21 protein-coding genes and 1 pseudogene are annotated in these 22,379 nt (G+C 66.5%); 6 read left to right on the forward strand and 16 right to left on the reverse strand.

Annotated elements, in window-relative coordinates:
* Positions 1-19: 19 nt before the first annotated feature.
* The 10 genes from murD to C8J39_RS03220 all read right to left on the reverse strand — a co-directional run bounded on the left by murD (position 20) and on the right by C8J39_RS03220 (position 11,059).
* A complete protein-coding gene (gene murD, locus C8J39_RS03175) occupies positions 20-1,420 on the reverse strand; it encodes a UDP-N-acetylmuramoyl-L-alanine--D-glutamate ligase (protein ID WP_120299247.1) in 1,401 nt (466 codons plus the stop codon).
* A complete protein-coding gene (gene mraY / locus C8J39_RS03180) occupies positions 1,417-2,487 on the reverse strand; it encodes a phospho-N-acetylmuramoyl-pentapeptide-transferase (protein WP_120299248.1) in 1,071 nt (356 codons plus the stop codon). Before mraY ends, murD begins: the two co-directional genes overlap by 4 nt.
* Entirely contained in the window at positions 2,488-3,879 is a 1,392-nt protein-coding gene (gene murF, locus C8J39_RS03185) for a UDP-N-acetylmuramoyl-tripeptide--D-alanyl-D-alanine ligase (RefSeq protein ID WP_120299249.1), read from the reverse strand.
* A 127-nt stretch (positions 3,880-4,006) separates the two neighbouring features.
* Entirely contained in the window at positions 4,007-5,422 is a 1,416-nt protein-coding gene (locus C8J39_RS03190; protein WP_120299250.1) for a UDP-N-acetylmuramoyl-L-alanyl-D-glutamate--2,6-diaminopimelate ligase, read from the reverse strand.
* A gap of 10 nt (positions 5,423-5,432) precedes the next feature.
* Positions 5,433-7,151: a penicillin-binding protein 2 gene (locus tag C8J39_RS03195; RefSeq protein WP_060526690.1), complete on the reverse strand. Its 1,719-nt coding sequence runs from the start codon at positions 7,149-7,151 to the stop codon at positions 5,433-5,435.
* On the reverse strand, positions 7,148-7,837 hold the full coding sequence (locus tag C8J39_RS03200; protein ID WP_056060249.1) for a hypothetical protein: 690 nt from the start codon (positions 7,835-7,837) through the stop codon (positions 7,148-7,150). The genes C8J39_RS03195 and C8J39_RS03200 overlap by 4 nt, the downstream gene beginning before the upstream one ends.
* Positions 7,834-8,799, reverse strand: a complete 966-nt coding sequence (gene rsmH, locus C8J39_RS03205) for a 16S rRNA (cytosine(1402)-N(4))-methyltransferase RsmH (protein ID WP_120299251.1) — start codon at positions 8,797-8,799, stop codon at positions 7,834-7,836. The genes C8J39_RS03200 and rsmH overlap by 4 nt, the downstream gene beginning before the upstream one ends.
* Entirely contained in the window at positions 8,796-9,323 is a 528-nt protein-coding gene (locus C8J39_RS03210; protein WP_243649705.1) for a division/cell wall cluster transcriptional repressor MraZ, read from the reverse strand. The genes rsmH and C8J39_RS03210 overlap by 4 nt, the downstream gene beginning before the upstream one ends.
* Positions 9,324-9,761: 438 nt before the next feature.
* Entirely contained in the window at positions 9,762-10,031 is a 270-nt protein-coding gene (locus C8J39_RS03215; protein WP_243649706.1) for a hypothetical protein, read from the reverse strand.
* A gap of 59 nt (positions 10,032-10,090) precedes the next feature.
* Positions 10,091-11,059, reverse strand: a complete 969-nt coding sequence (locus C8J39_RS03220; RefSeq protein ID WP_120299252.1) for a cysteine synthase A — start codon at positions 11,057-11,059, stop codon at positions 10,091-10,093.
* 126 nt (positions 11,060-11,185) lie between these two features.
* Between C8J39_RS03220 and C8J39_RS18440 the strand changes: the two genes are divergently transcribed.
* The 4 genes from C8J39_RS18440 to aat all read left to right on the forward strand — a co-directional run bounded on the left by C8J39_RS18440 (position 11,186) and on the right by aat (position 13,450).
* On the forward strand, positions 11,186-11,398 hold the full coding sequence (locus C8J39_RS18440) for a hypothetical protein (RefSeq protein WP_132833296.1): 213 nt from the start codon (positions 11,186-11,188) through the stop codon (positions 11,396-11,398).
* A 125-nt stretch (positions 11,399-11,523) separates the two neighbouring features.
* Positions 11,524-11,892: a hypothetical protein gene (locus tag C8J39_RS03225; RefSeq protein ID WP_404969307.1), complete on the forward strand. Its 369-nt coding sequence runs from the start codon at positions 11,524-11,526 to the stop codon at positions 11,890-11,892.
* A 107-nt stretch (positions 11,893-11,999) separates the two neighbouring features.
* Positions 12,000-12,722, forward strand: coding sequence for a ParA family protein (locus C8J39_RS03230; RefSeq protein ID WP_120299253.1), 723 nt, complete (start codon positions 12,000-12,002; stop codon positions 12,720-12,722).
* Positions 12,719-13,450 carry a leucyl/phenylalanyl-tRNA--protein transferase gene (gene aat / locus C8J39_RS03235; protein WP_120299254.1) on the forward strand — a complete coding sequence of 244 codons (732 nt, stop codon included), beginning with the start codon at positions 12,719-12,721 and terminating at the stop codon, positions 13,448-13,450. The genes C8J39_RS03230 and aat overlap by 4 nt, the downstream gene beginning before the upstream one ends.
* A gap of 35 nt (positions 13,451-13,485) precedes the next feature.
* Here aat and C8J39_RS19205 read toward each other — a convergent pair.
* The 5 genes and pseudogenes from C8J39_RS19205 to C8J39_RS03260 form a co-directional block, all read right to left on the reverse strand.
* Positions 13,486-13,914 (reverse strand): annotated as a pseudogene (locus C8J39_RS19205) (DUF2155 domain-containing protein); the annotation flags it as partial.
* Between the two features lie 2 nt (positions 13,915-13,916).
* A complete protein-coding gene (locus C8J39_RS03245) occupies positions 13,917-14,309 on the reverse strand; it encodes an NADH:ubiquinone oxidoreductase subunit NDUFA12 (protein WP_056060269.1) in 393 nt (130 codons plus the stop codon).
* A 448-nt stretch (positions 14,310-14,757) separates the two neighbouring features.
* On the reverse strand, positions 14,758-15,255 hold the full coding sequence (locus C8J39_RS03250; protein WP_120299255.1) for a DUF192 domain-containing protein: 498 nt from the start codon (positions 15,253-15,255) through the stop codon (positions 14,758-14,760).
* Positions 15,252-15,839 (reverse strand): cold-shock protein, encoded by a 588-nt coding sequence (locus C8J39_RS03255; RefSeq protein ID WP_120299256.1) that lies wholly within the window; start codon positions 15,837-15,839, stop codon positions 15,252-15,254. The genes C8J39_RS03250 and C8J39_RS03255 overlap by 4 nt, the downstream gene beginning before the upstream one ends.
* A 93-nt stretch (positions 15,840-15,932) precedes the next feature.
* Complete coding sequence (locus C8J39_RS03260; protein ID WP_310793799.1) at positions 15,933-16,628, reverse strand: RecX family transcriptional regulator; 696 nt, start codon at positions 16,626-16,628, stop codon at positions 15,933-15,935.
* A 94-nt stretch (positions 16,629-16,722) separates the two neighbouring features.
* Here C8J39_RS03260 and C8J39_RS03265 point away from each other — a divergent pair, with 94 nt between their 5' ends.
* Both C8J39_RS03265 and C8J39_RS03270 read left to right on the forward strand, forming a co-directional pair.
* Positions 16,723-18,486, forward strand: a complete 1,764-nt coding sequence (locus C8J39_RS03265) for a fatty acyl-AMP ligase (protein WP_120299257.1) — start codon at positions 16,723-16,725, stop codon at positions 18,484-18,486.
* A gap of 158 nt (positions 18,487-18,644) precedes the next feature.
* A complete protein-coding gene (locus tag C8J39_RS03270; RefSeq protein ID WP_120299258.1) occupies positions 18,645-21,017 on the forward strand; it encodes a bifunctional diguanylate cyclase/phosphodiesterase in 2,373 nt (790 codons plus the stop codon).
* A gap of 15 nt (positions 21,018-21,032) precedes the next feature.
* Here C8J39_RS03270 and C8J39_RS03275 read toward each other — a convergent pair whose 3' ends face one another.
* Complete coding sequence (locus tag C8J39_RS03275) at positions 21,033-22,322, reverse strand: M20/M25/M40 family metallo-hydrolase (RefSeq protein WP_120299259.1); 1,290 nt, start codon at positions 22,320-22,322, stop codon at positions 21,033-21,035.
* Positions 22,323-22,379 lie beyond the last annotated feature (57 nt).

The following is a 22,379-nucleotide window of genomic DNA, read 5'->3' on the forward strand; positions in this document are numbered from 1 at the left end:
GTTCCAGCGCGGATATCGGTCATGCCAGCGACTCCACCGCAGCGCGGAACGCCGCCCCGCGCGCTTCGTAATCGCAAAACTGGTCGAAGCTAGCACAGGCGGGGGATAACAAAACAGTGTCGCCGGGCTTGGCGTTTGCGGCGGCAATGCGGACCGCTGCGTCGAGCGTGCCGACGTTATCGACGGGCATGGAGTCCTTCAGGATCTCAGCGAATTTCGGGCCAGCCTCGCCGATCGTGTAGGCGTGGACGACGTGGCCGAAGGCGGGCTTGCAGGCATCGAGATCGTCGCCCTTCGCGCGGCCGCCGACGATCCAGTGGACGCGGTCGAACGCGGCCAGCGCCGGCGCGGTGCTCTCGGGATTGGTCGCCTTGCTGTCGTCGACATAGGCGACGCCGGCGTACGAGGCGATCTGCTCCATGCGGTGCGGCAGGCCCGTGAAACTCGCGAGGCCGCGGTCGATATCGACCTCACTCACGCCCAGCGCCTTGACCACGGCGATCGCGGCGAGCGCGTTCTGGGCGTTGTGCGGGCCTTGGAGCGTCGGCCAGTTGCTCTGGTCCATGCACACGCCCGGGGCGATCTTGGTCAAATGCTCGCCCTTCGCCGACAGCCCGCGCGCGATCTGCGCGGACGGCGCGTCGCCGATGCCGATGACGGCTTCATGCTCGGCCGACTGCATCGCGAACAGCCGCGCCTTGGATGCCGCATAGCCTTCGAAGCCTTCGTACCGGTCGAGATGATCCGGCGTGATGTTGAGCAGCACCGCGACGTCGCAATCGAGCGTCTGCGTCAGGTCGATCTGGTAGCTCGACAGTTCGAGCACGTAGACGCCCCCCTCGCTGAGCGCTTCCTGTTCGAGGATCGGCAGGCCGATATTGCCGCCCATCAGCGTGGGAATGCCGGCGGTCTTGAGGATGTGGTGGACGAGCGCGGTGGTGGTGGACTTGCCATTGGTCCCGGTGATGCCGACGACCTTGTGCGGGGGGAGGTCTGCGCGAGCCTGCGCGAAGAGTTCGATGTCGCCGATCACGGGCACGGCGGCTGCGCGCGCGGTTGCGGCGAGTGGATGCGTGTTGAGGGGCACCCCAGGCGACACGACGAGTGCGTCGAACTCCGATAGATCCTCCAATGGCGCGACGATCAAATCCTCCCCGGCACGGGGAGGGGGACCGCCAGCCGCAGGCTGGTGGTGGAGGGGGGCATCCGCAAGCGCAACGCCTGGAACAGCCCCCCCTCCACCAGCAGAGCTGGTCCCCCTCCCCGTACCGGGGAGGATTGCGTCGCGCTTCGCCTCGTCGGAGTCCCACGCGACCACGCTCGCCCCTCCGGCCACCAACGCCCGCACGGTCGCAGCCCCCGACCGCGCCAGCCCCAGCACCGCATAGCGTTTCCCGCGCCAGGCCTTCGCAATAATCACCGCAGCTTCAACGTCGAGAGGCCGACCAGCGCCAGCACCAGCGCGATGATCCAGAAGCGGATCACGACGGTCGCCTCGGCCCAGCCGAGCTGTTCGAAATGATGATGGATCGGCGCCATCCGGAACACGCGCTTGCCGGTGCGCTTGTAGAAGAACACCTGGATGATCACCGACAGCGCCTCGATCACGAACAGCCCGCCGATGATCCCCAGCACGATCTCGTGATGCGCGACGACCGCGATCGTCCCCAGCGCGCCGCCAAGCGCGAGGCTCCCGGTATCGCCCATGAACACCGCGGCGGGCGGCGCATTGAACCACAGGAACGCGAGCCCCGCGCCCACGATAGCCCCGCAGAAGATCGCCAGTTCACCAGCACGCGGAACGTGCGGAATGCCGAGATAATCTGCGAACTTCACGTTCCCGACCAGGTACACGATCACCATGAACGCGACGCTGGCGATGATCACCGGCATCGTCGCCAGCCCGTCGAGCCCGTCCGTGAGGTTCACCGCATTGCCGAACGACACGATCGTGAAGGCGGCGAACACCGGGAAGAACCAGCCCAGGTCGAGGTACATGCGCGACGTGAACGGCAAATACAGATGCGGGCCGTTCTGCGACATGATGATCGTCGCGGCGACACCGGCGATGATGAACTCGAGCAGCAACCGCGTGCGGCCGCTGATCCCCGCGGTGCTTGCCTTGCGCACCTTGTCGTAGTCGTCGAGGAACCCGATCGTCCCGAAGCCGAGCGTGACGAACAGGCACGCCCAGACGTACGGGTTGCTCAGGTCCATCCACAGGAAGATCGCTAGGCACATCGAGGTCAGGATCATCAGCCCGCCCATCGTCGGCGTGCCGCGCTTCGCCAGATGCGTCTGCGGGCCGTCGGCGCGGATCGGCTGGCCCTTGCCCTGCCGCACACGCAACCAGCCGATGAACTTCGGCCCGATGATCAGGCCGATGATCAACGCGGTTGCGACGGCACCGCCGGTCCGCACCGTCTGGTAACGGATGAGGTTCAGCAGGCCGGGAAACCCCAGATGCTCGGCGAGCCAGTACAACATTCAGTTAATCCCGCCTTTGAGGCCAGCCTGGAGACCCGCCACGACGCGGGCGAGCCCCACCCCGTTCGATCCCTTGACGAGCACGACATCGCCCGGCGCCAGGAACGTCCGTAACGACGCGAGCGCGGCCGCAGCGTCGCTCACATGAACGGTTTCGATCTGCCCCTCAAGCACCTGCGCTAACGGCGCCATCGCTTCACCGACGAGCAGCGCCATTTCGACGCGCGCGGCGAGGATCGGCTCGGCAAGGGCTGCATGATAGTCGTCGGAGCCCTCGCCAAGCTCGCGCATTTCGCCGAGTACCGCGATGTGACGACCGGGCTCGTGGCCGAGGACGCTGAGCGTCGCGCGCATCGAGGCGGGGTTGGCGTTGTAGCTCTCGTCGATCACCAGCGCCTGGCCTTCGCCGACGGTGACCAGCGACCGCGCGCCACGGCCTTGCAGGCCACCGAGTTCGGCAAGTGCCAGCCCCGCCAATCCAAGATCACTGCCGGCCACCTGCACGCACGCCAGCACGCCGAGCGCGTTCGACACCCAGTGCGCGCCGGGCTGCGCGATCGTGAAGCTCAGTTCGTGCTCGGCGCCCTGCCCCATTCGTGCGGTGACGAACGTGCCGCCGGTCGGCAGGCGCATCGCCTCGATCGCGCGGATGTCGGCGCCCTTCTCGCTGCCGAACGTGACGATGTGCGCGGCGTGCGGCGCGGCGTGTCCGAGCAGGCGGTCGCGGTGAGGGCTGTCGTAGGGGACGATCGCCGTTCCGTCCGGTTCGAGCCCGGCGAAGATCTCGCCCTTGGCGTCCGCGATCGCGCTCTCGTCGGGAAAGAACGCGGTATGCGCAGGCGCGATCGCCGTGATCATCGCGATGTGCGGCCGGACGAGCTGGGTCAGCTCGGCGAGTTCGCCGGCATGGTTCATCCCCATCTCGAACACACCGAATTTCGCGTCGCGCGGCATCCGGGCGAGGCTCAGCGGCACGCCGGTGTGGTTGTTGTAACTCTTGACCGAGCGATGCACCTCGCCGGGAGATGCGCGGTCGAGACAGGCGAACAGGGCCTCCTTGGCGCTGGTCTTGCCGACGGAGCCGGTGACGCCGATGATCTTCGCGGTGGTACGTGCGCGGCTGGCGCGGCCGAGGGCTTGGAGCGCGACGAAACTGTCCGCCACGAGAACATGCGGATGGTCGCAAGCCTCCGAAACGATCGCCCCCGCCGCGCCCTGTGCAAACGCCTGGTCGAGGAAGAGGTGGCCGTCGCTGGCTTCGCCCTTCATCGCGACGAAGAGGTCGCCGGGGCCGACTTCGCGCGAATCAAACGCAACGCCAGTGACGAAGAAATCACTAGAAGCCGCGCCCCCAGTAGCGGCCGCGATCTCCGCAGAAGTCCAGAGACTCACTGCTCCCCTCCCGCTTGCGGGAGGGGTCGGGGGAGGGGCTGACCAAACAGGCCGGACGCCAGTACGTACATCGCACCCTCCCCTAGCCCCTCCCGCAAGCGGGAGGGGAATGAAGATGTAGCCACACTCACGCCGCGCACTCCCGCGCGACGGTCACGTCGTCGAAGGGGAGGACCATGTCGCCGACGATCTGGCCCTGTTCGTGGCCCTTGCCGGCGATCAGCACGATATCCTCGGGACCGGCCTCTCGCACCGCCGCGCCGATCGCCGCCCGTCGATCGCCAATTTCCTCGGCCCCCCGCGCGCCCTTCAGGACGTCGCACCGGATCGCGCGCGCGTCCTCGGTCCGGGGATTGTCGTCGGTCACGATCACGCGGTCGGCATGTTGGACCGCGACCTGTCCCATCGTCTCGCGCTTGCCGGTGTCGCGATCGCCGCCTGCGCCGAATACCACGATCAGTTTGCCGCCTGCATGGGGTTTGAGCGCGGCGATTGCTGCTTCGAGAGCGTCTGGGGTATGCGCGTAATCCACGTACACCGGCGCACCGGATTTCGCGATCACCGCACGCTCCAGCCGCCCTCGCACCGGCTGCAGCCGCGCGAGGTTGGCGATCGTCGCGGCCACGTCCCCTCCTGTGGCGATCACGAGCCCGGCCGATACCAGCGCGTTGGCCGCCTGGTATGCGCCGATCAGTGGGAGGGTTACCGTGTACGTCTGGCCCTCGGCCTCAATCGTCAGACCCTGCCCCAGCAAGGTCGGATCGCGGCTCACTAGCCGCAGCGTCTCGCCCTGCGTCCCGACCGTGATCAGCCGGTTGCCACGCTCGCGCGCCAAATCGATCACGCGTGCCGATTGGGGATCGTCCGCCCAGACCACCGCTGCGCCGTCCGGCGAGAGCACTTCGGAGAACAGCCGGATCTTGGCGGTGAAATACGCGGCCATGTCGCCGTGATAGTCGAGGTGATCGCGGCTGAGGTTCGTGAACGCCGCCGCGGTAACCTTCAGCCCCTCGGTCCGATACTGCGTCAGGCCGTGGCTCGACGCCTCGAACGCGAGGTGCGTCACACCCTCTCGCGCAAGCCCAGCCACATTCGACAGGAACGTCACCACATCCGGCGTCGTCAGCCCGGTCGTCACACGCTCGTCGGCGGTCGTGACGCCCAGCGTGCCGATCGAGGCGGCATGAAACCCGGCCATCCGCCACAGCTGCCGCGTCATCTCGACGCACGACGTCTTCCCGTTGGTCCCGGTAATCGCCACCGACGTCTCGGGAAAGGGCGCGAAGAACTTTGCGGCCAGTTGCGCGAACCGCTCCCGGGGATTTTCATCGGCAATGTAGGTGGCGCCCTCGACCGTCAGCCCCGGCCGCGCGACCACCGCGATCGCGCCCGAGCGGATCGCGTCCTCGATAAAATCCTCGCCATTGACGCGCGCGCCTTCGAACGCGCCGAACACCGTGCCCGGCGCGACCTTGCGGTGATCGATCGCGAACCCCGTCACCTGCGCCTCTTCCGTCCCGTCGGTCAGCGCTGCGAGTTTCATGCAATAGTCCTCATTGCCCGGTCGGCTGTGTACGCGACGGGTCCTGCCACAAAGTCGGCAGGATGTCAGACTCGTCGATATCGCGGTGCGCGTCGGGCACCACGCCCAGGATCGCACCGACGCGCGAGATCGTCCGGCCGACCACCGGCGCGGTATTCCACGCCGCCGTCTTCCAACCGGCGGTTTCCTTCGTGCCCAGCGGCGAATCGAGCATCGCCAGCACGACATAGCGCGGCGCATCCATCGGGAATGCCGCGGCAAACGTCGCCACGTTGCGCGAATGATCATAGCCACCCGAGACCGCCGCCTCGGCCGTGCCGGTCTTGCCGCCCACACGGTAGCCCGGCGCATCGCCCTTGCGACCCGTGCCGCGCTGCACGATCAGCCGCAGCATCTGCCGCATCCGCGCGCTGGTCTGCTCGCTGATGACGCGACGACCGGCAACCGCATGACCTGGCGCGACCTTCAGCAACGTCGCCGGCCGCCAGATCCCGCCGTTGACCAGCGCCGCATACGCGCTCGCCAGATGGAGCGGGGTGACCGCGATGCCGTGCCCGTAGGCGGTGGTCATCGTCGTCGTCCGCGCCCAGTATTTCGGCCACAACGGACGGCCCTTCTCGCGCAGTTCGATATCGGGCTTGGTATCGAAGCCCAATTTCTTGAACATCGCCTGCATCTTCGCGGGCCCGACCTCGTCGGCCACACGTGCGGTGGCGATGTTGGACGAATAGATCAGCGTCTCGGCCATGTTCAGCCAGCGCTTCGGATCGCCGCGCTCGTCGTGGATCGTAAAACGCCCGACCTGGAGCGGATGCGTCGCATCGAAGCGCCGCGCGAACGACGTCACGACGCCGGTATCCATCGCGGTCGCCATCGTGATCGGCTTGAACGTCGAGCCGAGCTCGAACACGCTCTGGGTCGTGATGTTGCGGAGCTGTTCGCTGCCCGACATGCCAACGCGGTTGGGGTTAAACGTCGGCAACGAGACCATCGCGATCACTTCGCCGGTCGCCACGTCGAGGACGATGCCGCCAGCACCACGCGCGGAAAAGGTCGTCATCGCGCGACCTAGTTCGCTCTCCATCGCAGCCTGGACGCGGTTATCGAGCGACAGCGCGACAGGCGTGCCGTTGAGCGCAGGATTGGTCAGCCGCTCGTCGAGGACACGCTCCATCCCGCTCATGCCGTGGCCCGCGGTCGACAGGAAGCCGAGCGCGTGCGCCGCCATCGTCGACTGCGGATAAAGCCGCTGCGTATCGCGGTCGAACACGATCGCGGGCTCGCCGATCGCGTTGACCTGCTCGACCAGCGCCGGCGACGCGCGCCGCTGGAGATAGATGAAGCTCTTGCCCGACGTCAGCAGCGCATAATAATGCGCTTGGTCGCCCGCCTCGGGCATCAGCGCGGCAAGCTTGCTGGCGATCTCGGTCGGATCGCCGATCAGCTTCTTCGGGTGCACCGCGATCGTCCACGCATCGATCGTCCGCGCGAGCGGCGCGCCATTGCGATCGACGATGTCGCCACGCGCGGCGATCGCCGCCGAGCGCGCCTGCGGATCGGCGAGCGACGCCTGCACCGCCAGCATCCCGAGCCGTCCGACCACTACCAGCACCGCTGCTCCGAACAGGAACATCAGCATCATCAGGCGCGTGTGCGCCGTCGCCACCAGTGCATGACGCTGGTTGGCGCTACGTTGTTGCGAAACAGGCCGGGCGACCAACGCGGTCACCGCCGCTTACGGCTCTCGGAGCGGGCGCCGCTCATGATGTCACCCAGCGTCGTGTCGGACAGCAGCTTCCGGTCGAGCATCGCGACCGCCTGCGGCCGGACCTTAGCGACGGCAGCGAGGCGCTCGGTCTTGGCGGCGCGGACGAGTGCGGCCTCGGCCGAGCGCGGCGTCGACACCGACGCGCGGATCACGACCGGCTTGAGCGCGGTCTTCGACGCGGCCTGGATCGCGACGTTCATCGCACGCGGTGCGCTAACCTGCGCCATCTGGACGGGAGCAAGCTTCACCACGGCAGGAGCGGCGGTCACCGGCACGATCGACGTGGAGACGACGGACCCCGCCCCCGACGGCACGAGCAGCGCGGCGGTCTGGACCCCGTCCGCGCGCAGGCTGTTGACGTCGAGCGCCGCGAGCGCAGCCTCGCTCACGACGAACTGCCCCGCCGTCGGCGCCGACAGCGCCAGCGTGTCGCCGTTCCAGCGCTCGAGCTGCGCAAGGTTGCCCCGCGTGTCGAACTCGGTCTCGAGCGCACGGATGTCGCGCTGCGCGGAGCGTATCTGACCATTGACCGCCTCCAGCTTCTTGCGCTCGGCGGCGACCTGCAGCGACACGAGGTAGAAACCGAGCACGACGGCCACGCAGCCCCCGAACCAGCCCACACCCTTCATCCGATACGCCGCCGTCATGTCGTCACCTCTTCCGTCCAAGGTTGCGCGGAGGTCCGCCGCGCCGTCCGTAATGTCGCCGAGCGCGCACGCGGGTTGCGGGCGATCTCGGCCTCGCCGGCGCGAACACCGCGGCCGACGTGAGAAAAACTAGGTTCCGCAACGGCTTTCACCTGCGGAAGATGACGGGAGCCTGAAGGCGAGCCGCCGGAACGAGTGCGCAGAAAGCGCTTCACCATCCGGTCCTCGAGGCTGTGGAACGTCACGATCGCGAGCCGGCCACCGGGCTTCAGCACGCGCTCGGCCGCAAGCAACCCGTCGGCGAGTTCGCCAAGCTCGCGGTTCACGTGGATCCGGATCGCCTGGAACGCGCGGGTCGCGGGGTCCTTCTTGTCGTGCGCCTTGTAGCCGAGCGCGCGGCGGACGATGTGTGCCAGCTCGCCGGTCCGGGTCAGCGGGCGCGCCGCGACGATCGCGCGGGCCACGCGACGCGACTTGGGCTCGTCGCCATATTGATAGAGCACGTCGGCGATCTCGTTCTCGTCCGCCTCGTTGACGAAATCCGCTGCCGACATGCCGGCCTGCGCCATCCGCATGTCGAGCGGGCCATCGGACTGGAACGAGAAGCCGCGCTCGGCCTGGTCGAGCTGCATCGACGACACGCCGATATCGAGTGTCACCCCGTCGACCGGTGCCAGCCCGCGCGATTCGAGTTCGGACGCCATCGCCGAGAAGTCCGCGGCGATCAGCGTCAGGCCTTCTTCGGCTTCCTCGATCGCGCGACCATTGGCGATCGCGTCTGGATCGCGGTCGAACGCGACGATCCGCGCGCCCGACTTGAGCAACGCCAGCGTATAGCCGCCCGCGCCGAACGTGCCGTCGACCATCGTCTCGCCGGGCTCAGGGGAAAGCGCGGCCAGGACTTCGTCAAGCAGGACGGGGATATGCGGCGCGGATGTGTCGAGAACGGGGGGGCTGCTCACAGCTGAACCCCCTTCTCGGCCATGTAGAAGCGCGCCATCTCCTTGACGACGGGGGGCATGCCGTCGGTGACGATCAGCGTCGCGGGGTCCCAGACCTCGATGTAATCGAGTACGCCGTAGAAGAACGCATGGCCCTTGATACCCGCGTAGAAACGCGAAAACGCGGGCATGATGAAGCGACCGGAGCCGTCGAACGGTACCGCTTCGCCCGACGCGGCGGCGCGCTTGATGTTGTAGTCGTATTCGCCGTTCTCGGACGTGTTCTCGGATTCGCGGCGATCGAGGCGCTCGGCGAGGATGTCGACGTAACCGGGATCATACGCGACCAGGCAGCGATTCTTCTGATGCGCGCCGATGATGATGGTGCCGCCGTCCTTGCCGTTCGCCTTGGGAGCATTCGCCGAAAGCGTGGTGCGGAGTGCCGAAGGGATGGCTACCCGGCCCTTGTCGTCGACAAGGCCGATACCGTCTCCTTGATAGCGACCCCGTACCGACACGCCAAAACCCTTCGAACTGGCGCGCACGCTTCACCGCCTCGAAACACGACCATCGTCGCGCCCCGGTCGCGTTTTCAGCGAACGATGAAAATGCCCCTGTATTAACCTCCATCTACCATAGCGCTTCGGGGACGCAACGGGATTTTTGGGGATTGGACGGATTCGATGCCGGTTTCGACGCTCAGTCCGGAGGGATTTGCGTGCGAATTGGATGTGACTTGGTGGTCGCGACGATCTGGCTGGGGATTTCCGGGGATGGGCTAAGGAGAAACGCCGGTCCTGCAGGAGGCCAAGCTAAGACCGTTAGACCTCATCGCAGCGCAACGCTCTCCCCTCCCTGGAAGGGAGGGGTCGGGGGTGGGTCGGCCTGATCGAGCCACCCGCGTTCGAATGTGCGGAAACCAACCCACCCCCAGCCCCTCCCCTTCAGGGAGGGGAGCAAGGCGGCGCAGTATATGCTGGCAATTACTGCGCGGGTGCCTGCGCGTTGGCGCTTGGGGCGACGCCCATCTCTGCAAGCGGCTCACCCGCTCCGGCGGCTTCGGTGACGTTCGAGACGCCCATGTTCGCCACGACATCTGCCTGCGCGGTACCCGCGGTCGCCACCGGCCGCTCGCGATTCGTCGAACCGATGATCGCGCTGGCGAGCCCGATCAGCAGCACGACCGCGGCGAGGCCGATCATGCCGACCTTGATGCGCTGCATGGTCTGGGAGGGTTCGTGGGAGGACTTCATCTTGCCCCACCTCGATACCCGACTGCCGCGCGTCTGTCGATTCTCGGGAACCATACCGCTCAAGCCAGACCCTTCGCCTGGCGCCATTCGGGATCGTACAGCGTCGAGAGATAGCGGAATCCGGTGTCGCACAGGATCGTCGCGATCCGCTTGCCGGGTCCGAGATGCTTCGCCAGCGCCACCGCGCCAGCGACGTTGATTCCCGACGACAGGCCGAGGCAGAGCCCCTCCTCGTCGAGCAGGCGACGGACCCAGGCATAGCCTTCCTGGTCGGAAATCCGGAATTGCGTGTCGATCGGCGCACCTTCGAGGTTGGCGGTGATACGCCCCTGCCCAATGCCCTCGGCAACGGACGTGCCTTCCGCCTTCAGTTCGCCATGCGCATAATAGTTGTAGAGCGCCGCGCCGTGTGGATCGCTGAGCGCGATGCAGACCGACTCGTCCTTCGCCTTGAGCCCCAGTCCGACCCCGGCGATCGTCCCGCCGGTCCCTGCCGCGCAGGTGAAGCCGTCGATCCGCCCGTCCATCTGGGCCCAGATCTCTTCCGCCGTGCCGACGATATGCGCGCGGCGATTGGCGGTGTTGTCGAACTGGTTCGCCCAGATCGCGCCGGGTGTCTCCTCGGCGATCCGCCGCGAGGTATGGACAAAATGGCATGGCGACGAGAACGCGGCGGCGGGGACCAGCACCAGTTCGGCACCCAACGCGCGCAACGTGTCCATCTTCTCGCGACTCTGCGTCTCGGGCATGACGATGATCGTCTTGTAGCCCTTCGCATTGGCGACAAGCGCAAGGCCGATCCCGGTATTGCCCGCCGTCCCCTCGACGATCGTGCCGCCGGGCTGCAGCATTCCGCGCTGCTCCGCGTCCTCGACGATGAACAGCGCCGCGCGATCCTTCACCGATGCACCGGGGTTGGCATATTCGCACTTGCCGAAGATATCGCAACCGGTCGCCTTGCTGGGACCTCTCAGACGAACAAGCGGTGTATTGCCAATCAGAGCGAGCGTGTCGGGTGTCGTGTGCATGCGCGCTATGTGGCGTGGCGCCCCGCCCAGAGCAAGCGAGCGAAAGTTTGCACGATTAAACGCCGCCGACGCGAACGCTCGAAGTGGATGACATGCTTTTCATGTCGTGTTCATTACAACCAATATATGATCTATGTTAGGAAGATCGAAACTGGCGGGAGCGGGATGATGGAACAGTATCGGCAGGCTCTGGCCTTGTTGTCGGAAGCGTCAGACCTGATGGAAGCGGTCGGCGACACCTTGATCGGCGCGCATATCGCGACTCCGCTGGCGATGGTCGAAGAACGACTTCAATCGCAGGATGACGTAGCCAAGCAGGACCGTCCGCTGCACGAGTGAACTCTGACATCTTACCCGTCATACATACTGCCCTTTTCGTCGCTCGGCGATGGTACCGCAAACCATAGGCCTTGACGCTCCATGCTGCATGCGCGAAGCGAGATCCCGCTATGAAAATCCTCCCCATGACCGCCGTCGCCGCGCTGCTCGTGCTGGCAGCCTGCAACTCCAAGCCTGCTACGCCCGAAGTGCTGGATAGCAATCCAGATCCGATGGCGAACACGCTCGCCAACGCCGCGCCGGTCGAGCTGCCGCCCGCGATCAAGTCCGAGAAGACGCTGCGCTGCAAGGACAACAGCCTGCTCTACGTGACGTTCTTCCAAGGCGACAAGCAGGCCGTGGTCAAGACCAAGAAGGACGGCCCCGCGACGACGCTGAAGTCGGACGTTGCCGGTTCGCCGAAGACCGCCGAGGGCGGCTGGTCGATGACCGGCGACGAATCGAGCGTCACGCTGACCGCGCCCGGCAAGTCGGCACAGATCTGCCACGCGTAAGTTTCTACGTTTACGAATGACGAAACGGCTGGCGGATCATCCGCCGGCCGTTTTTCTTTGCGCCGCACACTCTTGCCCTCACCGCCGCGGACCGGCACGCTAGTCTGATGGCAACCGTTGCGATCTACAGCCTCAAGGGTGGCGTCGGAAAGACGACGCTTTCGGTGAACCTGGCGTGGTGCGCCGCGACATTGTCCGCGCGCCGGACGCTGCTCTGGGATCTCGACCCGCAGGCGGCGTCCACCTGGGTGCTCGGCGGACCCCATGGAGCCGGGGGTAAAGTCGATCAGGCGCAGGCGATGTTCTCGAAGGACGTCGCGGTCGCCAAGCAGGCGCGGCCGACCGCCTACCCGCATCTCGACCTGATCGCGGCGGACGCGTCGCTGCGCGGGCTCGACCAGCTATTCCACGAGATGGACAAGAAGAAGCGGCTCGCCAAGCTGCTGTCCGAACTCGCCGGCTACGACCGCGTGATCCTCGACTGTCCGCCGGGGCTGACAGAGACCGCGGACCAGGTGATGCGCGCGGCCGATCTTATCGTGATCCCCGTCATCCCATCGCCGCTGTCGACCCGAGCGTATGACGCGGTCGTCCAGCATCTCGGTGGCCGGACGCCGTTGCTCCCGGTCCATGTGATGGTCGACAAGCGTCGCGCGCTGCATGCCGAGGCGCTGGCCCGCCACCCCGACTGGCCGGTCATCCCGATGGCGAGCGGGATCGAGTCGATGGCGGTCAAGCGCGCGCCGGTCGGCGTGTTCGCGCCGAAGTCCGCCGCCTCGCAGGCGTTTGCGGACCTCTGGCGCCGGATCGAACACCGGCTCGCCCCATGAGCGACGTTTTAGACCCGCAACTCGTGCTCGGCGCCTATTCGGTCGGCGTGTTCCCGATGGCGGACAGCCGCGACGCCGCCAGCGTGTACTGGGTCGAGCCGCGCCGCCGCGCTGTCCTGCCGCTCGACGGGTTCCAGCTCTCGCGCTCGCTGAGGAAGACGATCGCCGCGGACCGGTTCCAGGTCACCGTCGACACTGCGTTCGAACGTGTCGTGCAGCTATGCGCCGAGAGCGTCGAAGGTCGCCCGGAGACGTGGATCAACGACGGCATAGAGCGCGTCTTCCAGACGCTGCACGCGATGGGGTTCGCGCACTCGGTCGAATGCTGGGACGGCGGCAAGCTGGTTGGGGGGCTCTACGGCCTGTCACTCGGGCGCGCGTTCTTCGGCGAAAGCATGGTCAGTCGTGCCACCGACGCGTCAAAGGTCGCGCTCGCGCACCTCGTCGCGCGGCTGAGAACGGGCGGGTTCACGCTACTCGACTGCCAGTTCCAGACCTCGCATCTCGCCTCGCTCGGCGCGATCGAGATCGACCGCAAGGACTATGTCGCGTTGCTGGGTGCGGCACTCGAGGGAGCGCTCAAGCCATCCTCCGGCGCCGGGGCCTCCTCGGCGGCCGGCGACTTTCGCGCGCTCGATCGCTTGGCGGGCAAGGCTTCCGCATCGGGGGCGGTATCCGGCCCGGTTTCCGGGAAAGTCATCGCGCAGCTCTTGGTCCAGACGTCGTAGACCGGATGCTGGACCGCGTTTAGCGCGGGGCGTTCCTTGTACAGCCAGCCGGAGAAGGTCCGGCGCCAATGCGTGTCTACGCCGCGCACCAGCACCTGCACGAACGCGCCGGTTAGCTGCTCCTGCTCCCACGGAGCGGTCTGTTCGCACGCGCGCAACCGTAGCACGACGTCGCCCATGCGCGTCGCCTGGCCGGGTTTAAGCCGCACTTCGCGGGTTTCACCGTTACGCTTGTTGAGCAGCCCGAGCACCGCGACGCGCTGCGCCATCGGCGTGCCGCCATTGGCGACGGCCGCGGCACCGGTATCGATCGTCTCTATCGAGGAATTGCCCTGCTCGTCAGCGCCTGGCAGGTCCTGCTGGACCGCAGCGACCTTCGTCGCGGGCGTCGTGAGCGCGCGGTATCCGAACCAGCCGCCCACCGCCAACGCCACGACCAACACGGCCGCGGCGAGCCAGCGCATGATCACCCTTCGGGCGTCCAAGCTTCGTAATCGCCCGTCGCGGCGGCACGGTGGCCACCCTTTTCGAGCGCACCGGCAGGACGATAGGCGAGCGCGGTACCGGTCATGTTCGGCACGGCGGGCTTCTGCCACGCACGGATCGGCGGCAATGCGCGATCGGGTACGTCGTCGACCTGATGATGCAGCCAGCTGAACCATGCCGGCGGCACGCGGCTCGCGTCGGTCGCACCCTGATAGATCACCCAGCGGCGCGGGTTGCCGGCGGTGTCCTTGCCACCTTCGTAATAGACGTTGCCAAGCGCGTCCTCACCCTTCTTCGCCATGCTGCGCAAGCCGAATTTGGTGCCGAGGGTGGCGCCGTTCCACCACGTGAAAGTCGATGCGAGAAAGCCCATGACTGGCGCTTACCGCGAGTGGGGGCGGGCTTCAACCTTGATGATGGGGAAGGTCCTCATCCTTTCCCGCCAGGAGGAGGATCGTGGAGGTCCGCAGTTTAAACGTTGCCCCGCCCTCCTTGTTCTCCCGCGAAGGCGGGAGCCCAGTCTGGGTCCCCGCCTTCGCGGGGAAACAGTCTTGGTTGTTTGGAAGAGCTAGCCGCAACGGACCCCCACCTTTTTGCAGGATCAATACAGCAAGGACACCTCCCCGGCGAAGGCCGGAGCCCAGGTGGAAAGGTCAAAGTAACGGAGCGCAGCGTCAGTTAGCGACGTCCCCCAACTGGACCCCGGCCTCCGCCGGGGAGGTGTCGTTCCGGAGTTTTGGGTCGACCGGAGTATCGGTCGACGAGGCGAGATCGACCTGTCCAACGACAAGCAATGAACGCGCTTACGCCAAACCGAGCGCCTACCTCGCCTTGTCCCACGTCACCAGATCACCCTCGGCAATCCCCAGTTCCGAAGCACGGCCGCCCATCAGTTCCACCACTGCGCCGACCGGCTCGCCCGACGGGATCGGCGCTTCGGAAAACGGCACCGCATTCTCGGCGATCCTCGCGATCGTCCCGTCCGCACGGATGTAGATGATATCCAGTGAGCTCGGCGTATTCTTCATCCAGAAGTTCGCCACCACCGGCTCGCCACCCTTGGCAGGATACGGCCAGAACAGCATGCCGCCGTCGGGCTTCAGGTCGGTGCGGAACATCAGTCCGCGCGCCTGCTCGGCCTCCGTCTTTGCGCTCTCGACCTTGAACGCATGCGTCCCGTTCGCGCTCTTGATCGTCAGCGGCAGCGTAGCGACCGCGGCCACGTCCGAGTCCGCGCGGCTATTCATGTACGCGACACCACCGGCGCCGACGCCCAGCGCCAGCACCGCGGCCAACACGGCCTTCGTAACGAATGTCATCCGAGATCCTCTTCGACCGCGACGGCAAGCGGCCCCTTACGTCCTTCGACCACGCGCGCGCGAAGCGGTTGGTCTGGCTCGACCGTCTCGATTCCGGCGCGGCGCAGCGTTTCCATGTGGACGAAGATGTCGCTGCCATCGGCACCCCGTACCAGAAAGCCATAGCCCTTCAACCGGTTGAACCACTTCACCGACGCTGCCTCGAACGGTCCCGCCGCGTCGATCATCGCGATCGGATCGATCCGATCGGGCGAAACCGGCGCCCGGACCTGCTCCTCGACCGCGTTGGTCAGATCGATCGATAGGATCTCGCGCGCCTGGAACCCGCGGCCGCGCTGGACCGACAGGGTTTCGACGCGCGCACCTTCGGGTAGGCTGCGGCGGCCATGCGCCTGCAGGACGGAGAAGTGCACGAGAATATCGCCGACGGTCTCGTCGTCCGCCACCGCGAAGCCGAACCCGCGCGTGACGTCGAACCATTTGATAACGCCGCCGATCGCGCGCGTTTCGGCCGCGCCAACACCCTCGCCAACACCCTCGAGCGTCGTCGTTCCCGCTTCCACTGGCCCCACCTCTACCGGCATGTCAGCACCTGCTGCGTGTCGTTACGCATTGTTACACCCCTGAACGCCTTGCTAGCACGGTTCGTCGCAGTCGCAATGAATCCGTTGCGACCCTCAGTCGAAATCCATCGATTCGGGGCTGTCGGACGGCGGTGCAGCAACAATTTTGCGTGCGAGATCGAACCGGTGCCCCGCCCGCAGCATCGCCGCGAGCTGTTTTTCGTGGAGTTTTCGGTCGCCGTCCCCGGTGCCGTAGGGGCCGATTCTCTTGCGTCGTGCGAAGGCGAGTGCCGATTCGACGGCGCGGTCGGCGATTGCGGGCGCAACCGACTCCGCATCGCCTTCATCGATACCGGCCTCGCGGAACGCGCCGGCGACTCGGCGAGCGCCGAGGCCGCGTCGCTGCATCGCAGCAGCGCGTTGTTCGGCAAAGGCACGGTCGTCGACATAACCGAGATCGGCCATCCGCTGCGCCAGTTCACCAGGCTCGGCCAGCGCCGCGCCGGTGCCCCCGTCCCAGCCCCGCTCGCGGATCTTCCGCATCAGGTAATCGGTCAGCCGGCCCCGCGTGGTCGCGAACCGCTCGACATAGCGGAGCGCCATCTGTTCCAGCGCCGCGGCGTCGAGCGGTTTCGGCGCAGGACGCTCGCGCGCCCGCTCCTTGCCGCCGCCCTTCCCGCCGCCTTTGCCCCAGCTCTTGCCGCCGCGCCGCTTCGTGCCGCCGCTATCGTCGAACGCGCCGTTTTCCTGGTCGCCGGCATCCAGCGACGGGGGAAACGCGTTGCTTTCGCTGTGGCTATCATCGGTCACGCCATCATTGTGCCACACTGGCACCCGAAGTTGAACGGCTAGACTGAAGATAGGCGTGGTGTGTTCGAGCGCCGCGACGAACCAAGGAACTGCGATGACGACCGACACGGCTAACAAGGACGGCATGACCGTAGCGGCAATCGTTGCGACGCCGACCCAAGACGCCCTGCCGCGCCGCTTCGCCGATTTCGGTACGCTGGGCGAAGCGCTCGATTACGCCGCTAGCGGTAACCGCGGGCTTAATTTCCACGACGCCCGCGGCACGTTGTCGCAGCCTTACCCCTATTCGCAGCTCCGGGAAGACGCTCGCGCGATGGCCGATCGCCTGATCGCCGCCGGCGTCGCCTCTGCCGACCGCATCGCGCTGGTCGCCGAGACCGGCCCCGAGTTCGCGGCGCTGTTCTTCGGCGTCGTCTATGCCGGCGCATGGCCCGTGCCGCTGCCACTGCCGACCTCGTTCGGCGGGCGCGATTCGTACATCGAACAGCTCCGTGTCCAGCTTGCGAGCTGCGACCCGAAGATGCTGATCTTCCCGCCAGAGCTTGCGCAGATGGCCGGCGAGGCCGCGCGCCTGTCGGGCACCGTCGGGATCGACTGGTCCGAGTTCGCGACCCGCGAGGCACCGGTCGCAACGCTGCCCGAGGCGAAGCCCGACGACATCGCGTACCTGCAATATTCCAGCGGCTCGACGCGCTTTCCGCACGGCGTCGTCATCACGCACGCCGCGCTGCTCAATAACCTCGCCGCGCACAGCCACGGCATGGAAGTCTGCGACACCGATCGCTGTGTCTCCTGGCTGCCCTGGTATCACGACATGGGCCTGGTCGGCTGCTTCCTGTCGCCGATCGCCAACCAGGTCTCCACCGACTATCTCAAAACCGAGGATTTCGCGCGCCGTCCGCTTGCATGGCTCGATCTCATCAGCCGCAACGAAGGCACGACGCTCAGCTATTCGCCGACCTTCGGCTACGATATCTGCGCGCGTCGGATGTCGTCGCAGACCAAGGCGAGCGACCGGTTCGACCTGTCGCGCTGGCGGGTCGCGGGCAACGGCGCGGACATGATCCGTCCCGACGTGATGCAGTCGTTCGTCGATGCATTCGCCGATGCGGGCTTCAAAGCCAGCGCGTTCCTGCCGAGCTACGGTCTCGCCGAGGCGACGCTCGCGGTCTCGCTGATGCCGCCGGGCGAAGGCATCCGCGTCGAACTGGTCGAGGAAACGCAGCTTTCGGGTGGCTCGCGCGGCGGTGACCGTCCCCAGCGCTACCGGGCGATCGTCAACTGCGGCAAGCCGGTCCGCGACATGCGAATCGAAATCCGCGAGGAGGACGGCACGCCGCTTCCCGATCGCGCGATCGGCAAGGTCTGGTGCAGTGGCAAGTCGGTGATGGTCGGCTATTTCCGCGACGATGCCGCCACCGAGGCGTGCATGGCCGACGGTTGGCTCGATACCGGCGACATGGGCTACATGTCGGACGGCTACATCTACATCGTCGGCCGCGCCAAGGACATGATCATCGTCAACGGCAAGAACCACTGGCCGCAGGACATCGAATGGGCGGTGGAACAGCTCCCCGGCTTCAAGGCGGGCGACATTGCCGCGTTCGCGATCACCACGCCCGGTGGCGAGGAGACCCCTGCCGTACTGGTCCAGTGCCGCAGCTCGGACGAGGCCGAACGCCTGCGCCTGCGCGACGAGATCCGCGAGCGCGTGCGGTCGGTGACGGGCATGAACTGCCTGATCGAACTGATCCCGCCGCGCACCCTGCCCCGCACCTCGTCGGGCAAGCTCAGCCGGGCGAAGGCACGCAACCTGTATCTCAGCGGCGACATCAAGCCGTACGACATCGCAGCTTAAGACCGTCCTGCCTATGAGCAGGCGACGAAAGCCCGGCCATGGCTGACATATGGATCGAGCTGTGGCAGGAGCCTGCGCGATCATGCGCATTGGCCCCAAACCGAACTTAATTACACTCACCGCGGGCAATACGAACCATCTGCTAACCAAGCTGATCTATGACTGACGCCGTGAGTCTTGCACCGCCCTCTCCGTCACGCCGCGTGACCGTCGACATTCCCACGTTGCTGGGGGTTCGCGGCGGCGGGGCGGATCATGTCGAGTGGAGCCGAATCCGCGCCGCACAGCTGTTCGCGGGGCGCAAGATGGCGCTGGTCCTGCTGACTGCGAATATCGCGGCGGTGCTGGCGACCGGGTTCCTCGTCCGCGATACCGTCCCCGCATGGCAGATCGCTACATGGTCCGCGCTGCTCGTCGCAGTCGCTGCTTCGGTCGGATTTCGTCGTCTCGCCGTCCATCACAATGGTGAAAGCCAGGCGAGCGTCCGCGACCTGCGCAAGACCGGGTGGGAGGGGCTGGCGCTTGGCCTCGGCTGGTCGTGCGTGCCTATCCTGTTCTGTACGCACGCGCCATCGGGCACGACCGCCGGGCTCGGGATCACGTTGACCGTCTTGATGACTGCCGCGGCGTTCGCGATGGCACCGCTGGCGCTCGCGACGCTGGTATTCCTGGGGTATCTCGGCGCGGCGATGGTCATCCAGCTGCTGATCGCCGGCACGACCTCGGCGGCATTCGGGATCCTGGGCTTTACCCTGTTGCTGATGGCGGGATGTATCAGTCGCGCCCGCGCACTCGTGCTGATCCGCGCCAACGAGATCACGCTGAACGAGCGCGACGAGACCGTCAGCCTGCTACTGCGCGAGTTCGAGGATACCGGGGCGGACTGGCTGTGGGAGACCGATGCCATGCGTCGCATCGTCCGCGCGTCGCCGCGGTTCGCGGTCGCGTGCGGCCTAGAACCCGGTGCCATCGACGGCATGCCGTTGCTCCAGTTGTTGGCGGGGCCGAGCTGGGACAGCGGCGAATTCGCGCCCGAACTGCGAACGCTGGCGGAAAAGCTGCGGCGACGCGAGAGTTTCCGCGACGTCAGCCTGCCGGTGACGATCGGCGGCCAGGGTCGTTGGTGGGACATTGCCGCCTCGCCGCGATTTGGCGACGATGGCGAGTTCTACGGATTCCGCGGTGTCATTTCAGACATTACCGAGCTTCGCGCATCGGAGGACCGGATCAACCGGATGGCGCGGTTCGACGTGCTCACCGGATTGCCCAACCGGTTGATGATCAACGAGACGCTCGTCAGGACGATGGGTGAGGCCGACCGATGGGGCGGCCGGTATGCATTCATGATGCTCGACCTCGATCGGTTCAAGGCCGTCAACGATACGCTCGGCCACCCGATCGGTGATCGCCTGCTGGGACGCGTGTCCGAGCGGCTCGAGGGCTTGATGGCGGACGGTAATTTGTGCGGGCGCCTCGGCGGCGACGAATTCGCGGTGATCGTGCGCGATGCAACCGATGCCGGTGCGATAGACGACTTGGCGCGGCGCATCATCGAGACTCTCTCGCAGCCCTACGACATCGACGCGCATACGTTGTACATCGGTGCCAGCGTCGGCATCGCGATCGGCCCGCGCGACGGACGCACGGCGGAAATGCTCGTCCGCTCAGCGGATCTCGCGCTTTACCGTGCCAAGGACGCAGGCCGGGGAGTGTATCGCAGCTACGAGCCCGAATTGCATGTGAAGGCCGAGGAGCGACGTATTCTTGAAATGGCGCTGCGCACGGCGCTCGAGAATGGCGAGATGCACCTCGAGTATCAGCCGGTCGTCGATGCACGCGGCGAAAGGCTGGTCGCGTTCGAGGCGCTGTTGCGCTGGACCAGTCCACGGTTCGGCGTCATCGCCCCGGAAAAGTTCATTCCGCTCGCCGAGGACGCGCGCCTGATCGCGCCGATCGGGGCGTGGGCGCTGCGGACGGCGTGCGAGGAGGCCGCGAAATGGCCGTCCGACATCCGCGTTGCGGTCAACGTGTCAGCCGACCAGCTCCAGAACCCCAATTTCGTGACGACGGTCACCTCCGCGCTGGCGAACACAGGCCTTTCCGCAGATCGCCTCGAACTCGAGGTTACCGAGAGCGTGTTCCTGACCGAGGCGCTCGGGGCGACCAAGGTCCTGGAACGACTGCTCGATCTCGGCGTCCGTCTCAGCCTCGACGATTTCGGCGTCGGCCATTCGTCGCTGGGGTATCTCAGCCGCACGCGGTTTTCGTCGATCAAGATCGACCGGAGCTTCGTGCGGGACGCCGCCGCCGGGACGCGCGAAGCGGTTGCGATCGTCCATGCGGTGATCGCGCTCGCCCGGAGCCTCGACATCGACACGACGGCGGAGGGCGTCGAAACCGAAGCCGAACACCGGATGGCGCAGGCGTTCGGTTGCACCAACGTCCAGGGCTTTTATTTTGGTCGCCCGATGCCCGTCGAACGAGCGCGCGCGCTTGCGAATGGTCGTTGGAAAGCATCGGCCGCCGCCTAGGCGACCGATGGGCGGTTACCGGGTCGGTCGGCGGTCGCGTCCGGCGAAGCTGACGAGGCTTTCCGCGCCCGTCGCCGACAAAGCGGACACGCCAACGAAATTGTCGTCCACCGGCACCTGCGTCAGGATAGTCCCAGTCCCGGTAACGTCGCGTGTCTCCGCCCAGCTCTGCGCATCGTTGCGACGCCACCGCACGCGGTAGCCGGCAGCGCCTGGCACCGCAGTCCACTTCACCGTCGTATCGCGGGACAATGCCCCGGCGATCGACACGTCTTCAGGGGCCGCGGGAGCGCTGGCAATCCGCGACAACGTCGCGACATTGATCGCCGTAACCTTCGCGAGATACGGAAAGTCCATGCCCTCGATCGTGTCGCCGTAGACCACGCCCTTTTCGGTGCGCAGGTCCTGATGCTGGCGATCCCAATTCTCGGCTGCGACCGAGAACCGCACCGCGGGGTAGCCGAGCTTCAGGAACGGCTCGTGATCGCCGCCACGGCCGAACCGGTCCGGCCGGCGATCGATCATCACGTCGAGGCCGCCGGGAATGTCGCGCGCGATACCGTCGATCGCCTTGGCCAGCGCGCGGCTGGGGCCGTCATCCTCGCCGCCCTCGGCCCGGCGGCCCTGCTGGGCGACCAGATCCTCGGAGGCGCGAATGCCTTCGGAGAACACCCGGACCTTGTCGGCGACGCGTACGCCGCCCTGCCCGACCGTGTTGCCGACGATGTCGTTGTTGAGCATCGCCGACACCTGCCAGCCGCGCGCCTTGGCGGTATCGGCGAGCAGTTCGGCGCCCCACAGGCCCTGCTCCTCGCCCGAGAACACTGCGTAGACGATCGTCGCATCGAACTGGCGTTGCGAAAGGAGTCGCGCCGCCTCCAGCACCAGCGCGACGCCCGAGGCATTGTCGTTGGCGCCGGGCGCATCGGAGGTGACGTTCATCACGTCGGTCACGCGGCTGTCGATATGCGCGCCGACGATCACGACGCGATTCGGATCGCGGCCCTTCTGAATACCGAGCACATCCTCGACCACCACGCCGGTCGGTGCGCGTGGTCCGGTAAAGCGGCGCGAGATGCGATCGACGGTGATGCATCCGCCACACGTCGCGGCGATCTCCTGGAAACGGCTGGCGGCCCAGTTCCGGGCGGCGCCGATACCGCGCTTCGGATCGGTCGTGATGGACGCGGTGTGACGCGTACCGAAACCGACCATCGTGGTCACGTCTGCCTTCAGGCGAACCGGAGACGGAGCAGGGTAAGGGGCGACGGCGGCAAGAAGCAGCGGGACGGCAAAAATAGGCATGAGCGGATCGTGGCCTGATCTCGCGCCGCGCTCAAGAGGGTAGCGTCACAATCATTC

The sequence above is a fragment of the Sphingomonas sp. PP-CC-1A-547 genome (genome assembly GCF_003610375.1).
Classification (GTDB): Bacteria; Pseudomonadota; Alphaproteobacteria; order Sphingomonadales; family Sphingomonadaceae; genus Sphingomonas.

Excerpts from the sequence above, each read along its gene's own strand:
- mraY (WP_120299248.1), bottom strand. The coding sequence starts at position 2,487 with ATGTTGTACTGGCTCGCCGAGCATCTGGGGTTTCCCGGCCTGCTGAAC.
- C8J39_RS03190 (WP_120299250.1), bottom strand. The coding sequence starts at position 5,422 with ATGAAACTCGCAGCGCTGACCGACGGGACGGAAGAGGCGCAGGTGACG.
- C8J39_RS03200 (WP_056060249.1), bottom strand. The coding sequence starts at position 7,837 with ATGACGGCGGCGTATCGGATGAAGGGTGTGGGCTGGTTCGGGGGCTGC.
- C8J39_RS03215 (WP_243649706.1), bottom strand. The coding sequence starts at position 10,031 with ATGAAGTCCTCCCACGAACCCTCCCAGACCATGCAGCGCATCAAGGTC.
- C8J39_RS03220 (WP_120299252.1), bottom strand. The coding sequence starts at position 11,059 with ATGCACACGACACCCGACACGCTCGCTCTGATTGGCAATACACCGCTT.
- C8J39_RS18440 (WP_132833296.1), top strand. The coding sequence starts at position 11,186 with ATGATCTATGTTAGGAAGATCGAAACTGGCGGGAGCGGGATGATGGAA.
- C8J39_RS03225 (WP_404969307.1), top strand. The coding sequence starts at position 11,524 with ATGACCGCCGTCGCCGCGCTGCTCGTGCTGGCAGCCTGCAACTCCAAG.
- C8J39_RS03230 (WP_120299253.1), top strand. The coding sequence starts at position 12,000 with ATGGCAACCGTTGCGATCTACAGCCTCAAGGGTGGCGTCGGAAAGACG.
- aat (WP_120299254.1), top strand. The coding sequence starts at position 12,719 with ATGAGCGACGTTTTAGACCCGCAACTCGTGCTCGGCGCCTATTCGGTC.
- C8J39_RS03245 (WP_056060269.1), bottom strand. The coding sequence starts at position 14,309 with ATGGGCTTTCTCGCATCGACTTTCACGTGGTGGAACGGCGCCACCCTC.
- C8J39_RS03250 (WP_120299255.1), bottom strand. The coding sequence starts at position 15,255 with ATGACATTCGTTACGAAGGCCGTGTTGGCCGCGGTGCTGGCGCTGGGC.
- C8J39_RS03255 (WP_120299256.1), bottom strand. The coding sequence starts at position 15,839 with ATGCCGGTAGAGGTGGGGCCAGTGGAAGCGGGAACGACGACGCTCGAG.
- C8J39_RS03265 (WP_120299257.1), top strand. The coding sequence starts at position 16,723 with ATGACGACCGACACGGCTAACAAGGACGGCATGACCGTAGCGGCAATC.
- C8J39_RS03270 (WP_120299258.1), top strand. The coding sequence starts at position 18,645 with ATGACTGACGCCGTGAGTCTTGCACCGCCCTCTCCGTCACGCCGCGTG.
- C8J39_RS03275 (WP_120299259.1), bottom strand. The coding sequence starts at position 22,322 with ATGCCTATTTTTGCCGTCCCGCTGCTTCTTGCCGCCGTCGCCCCTTAC.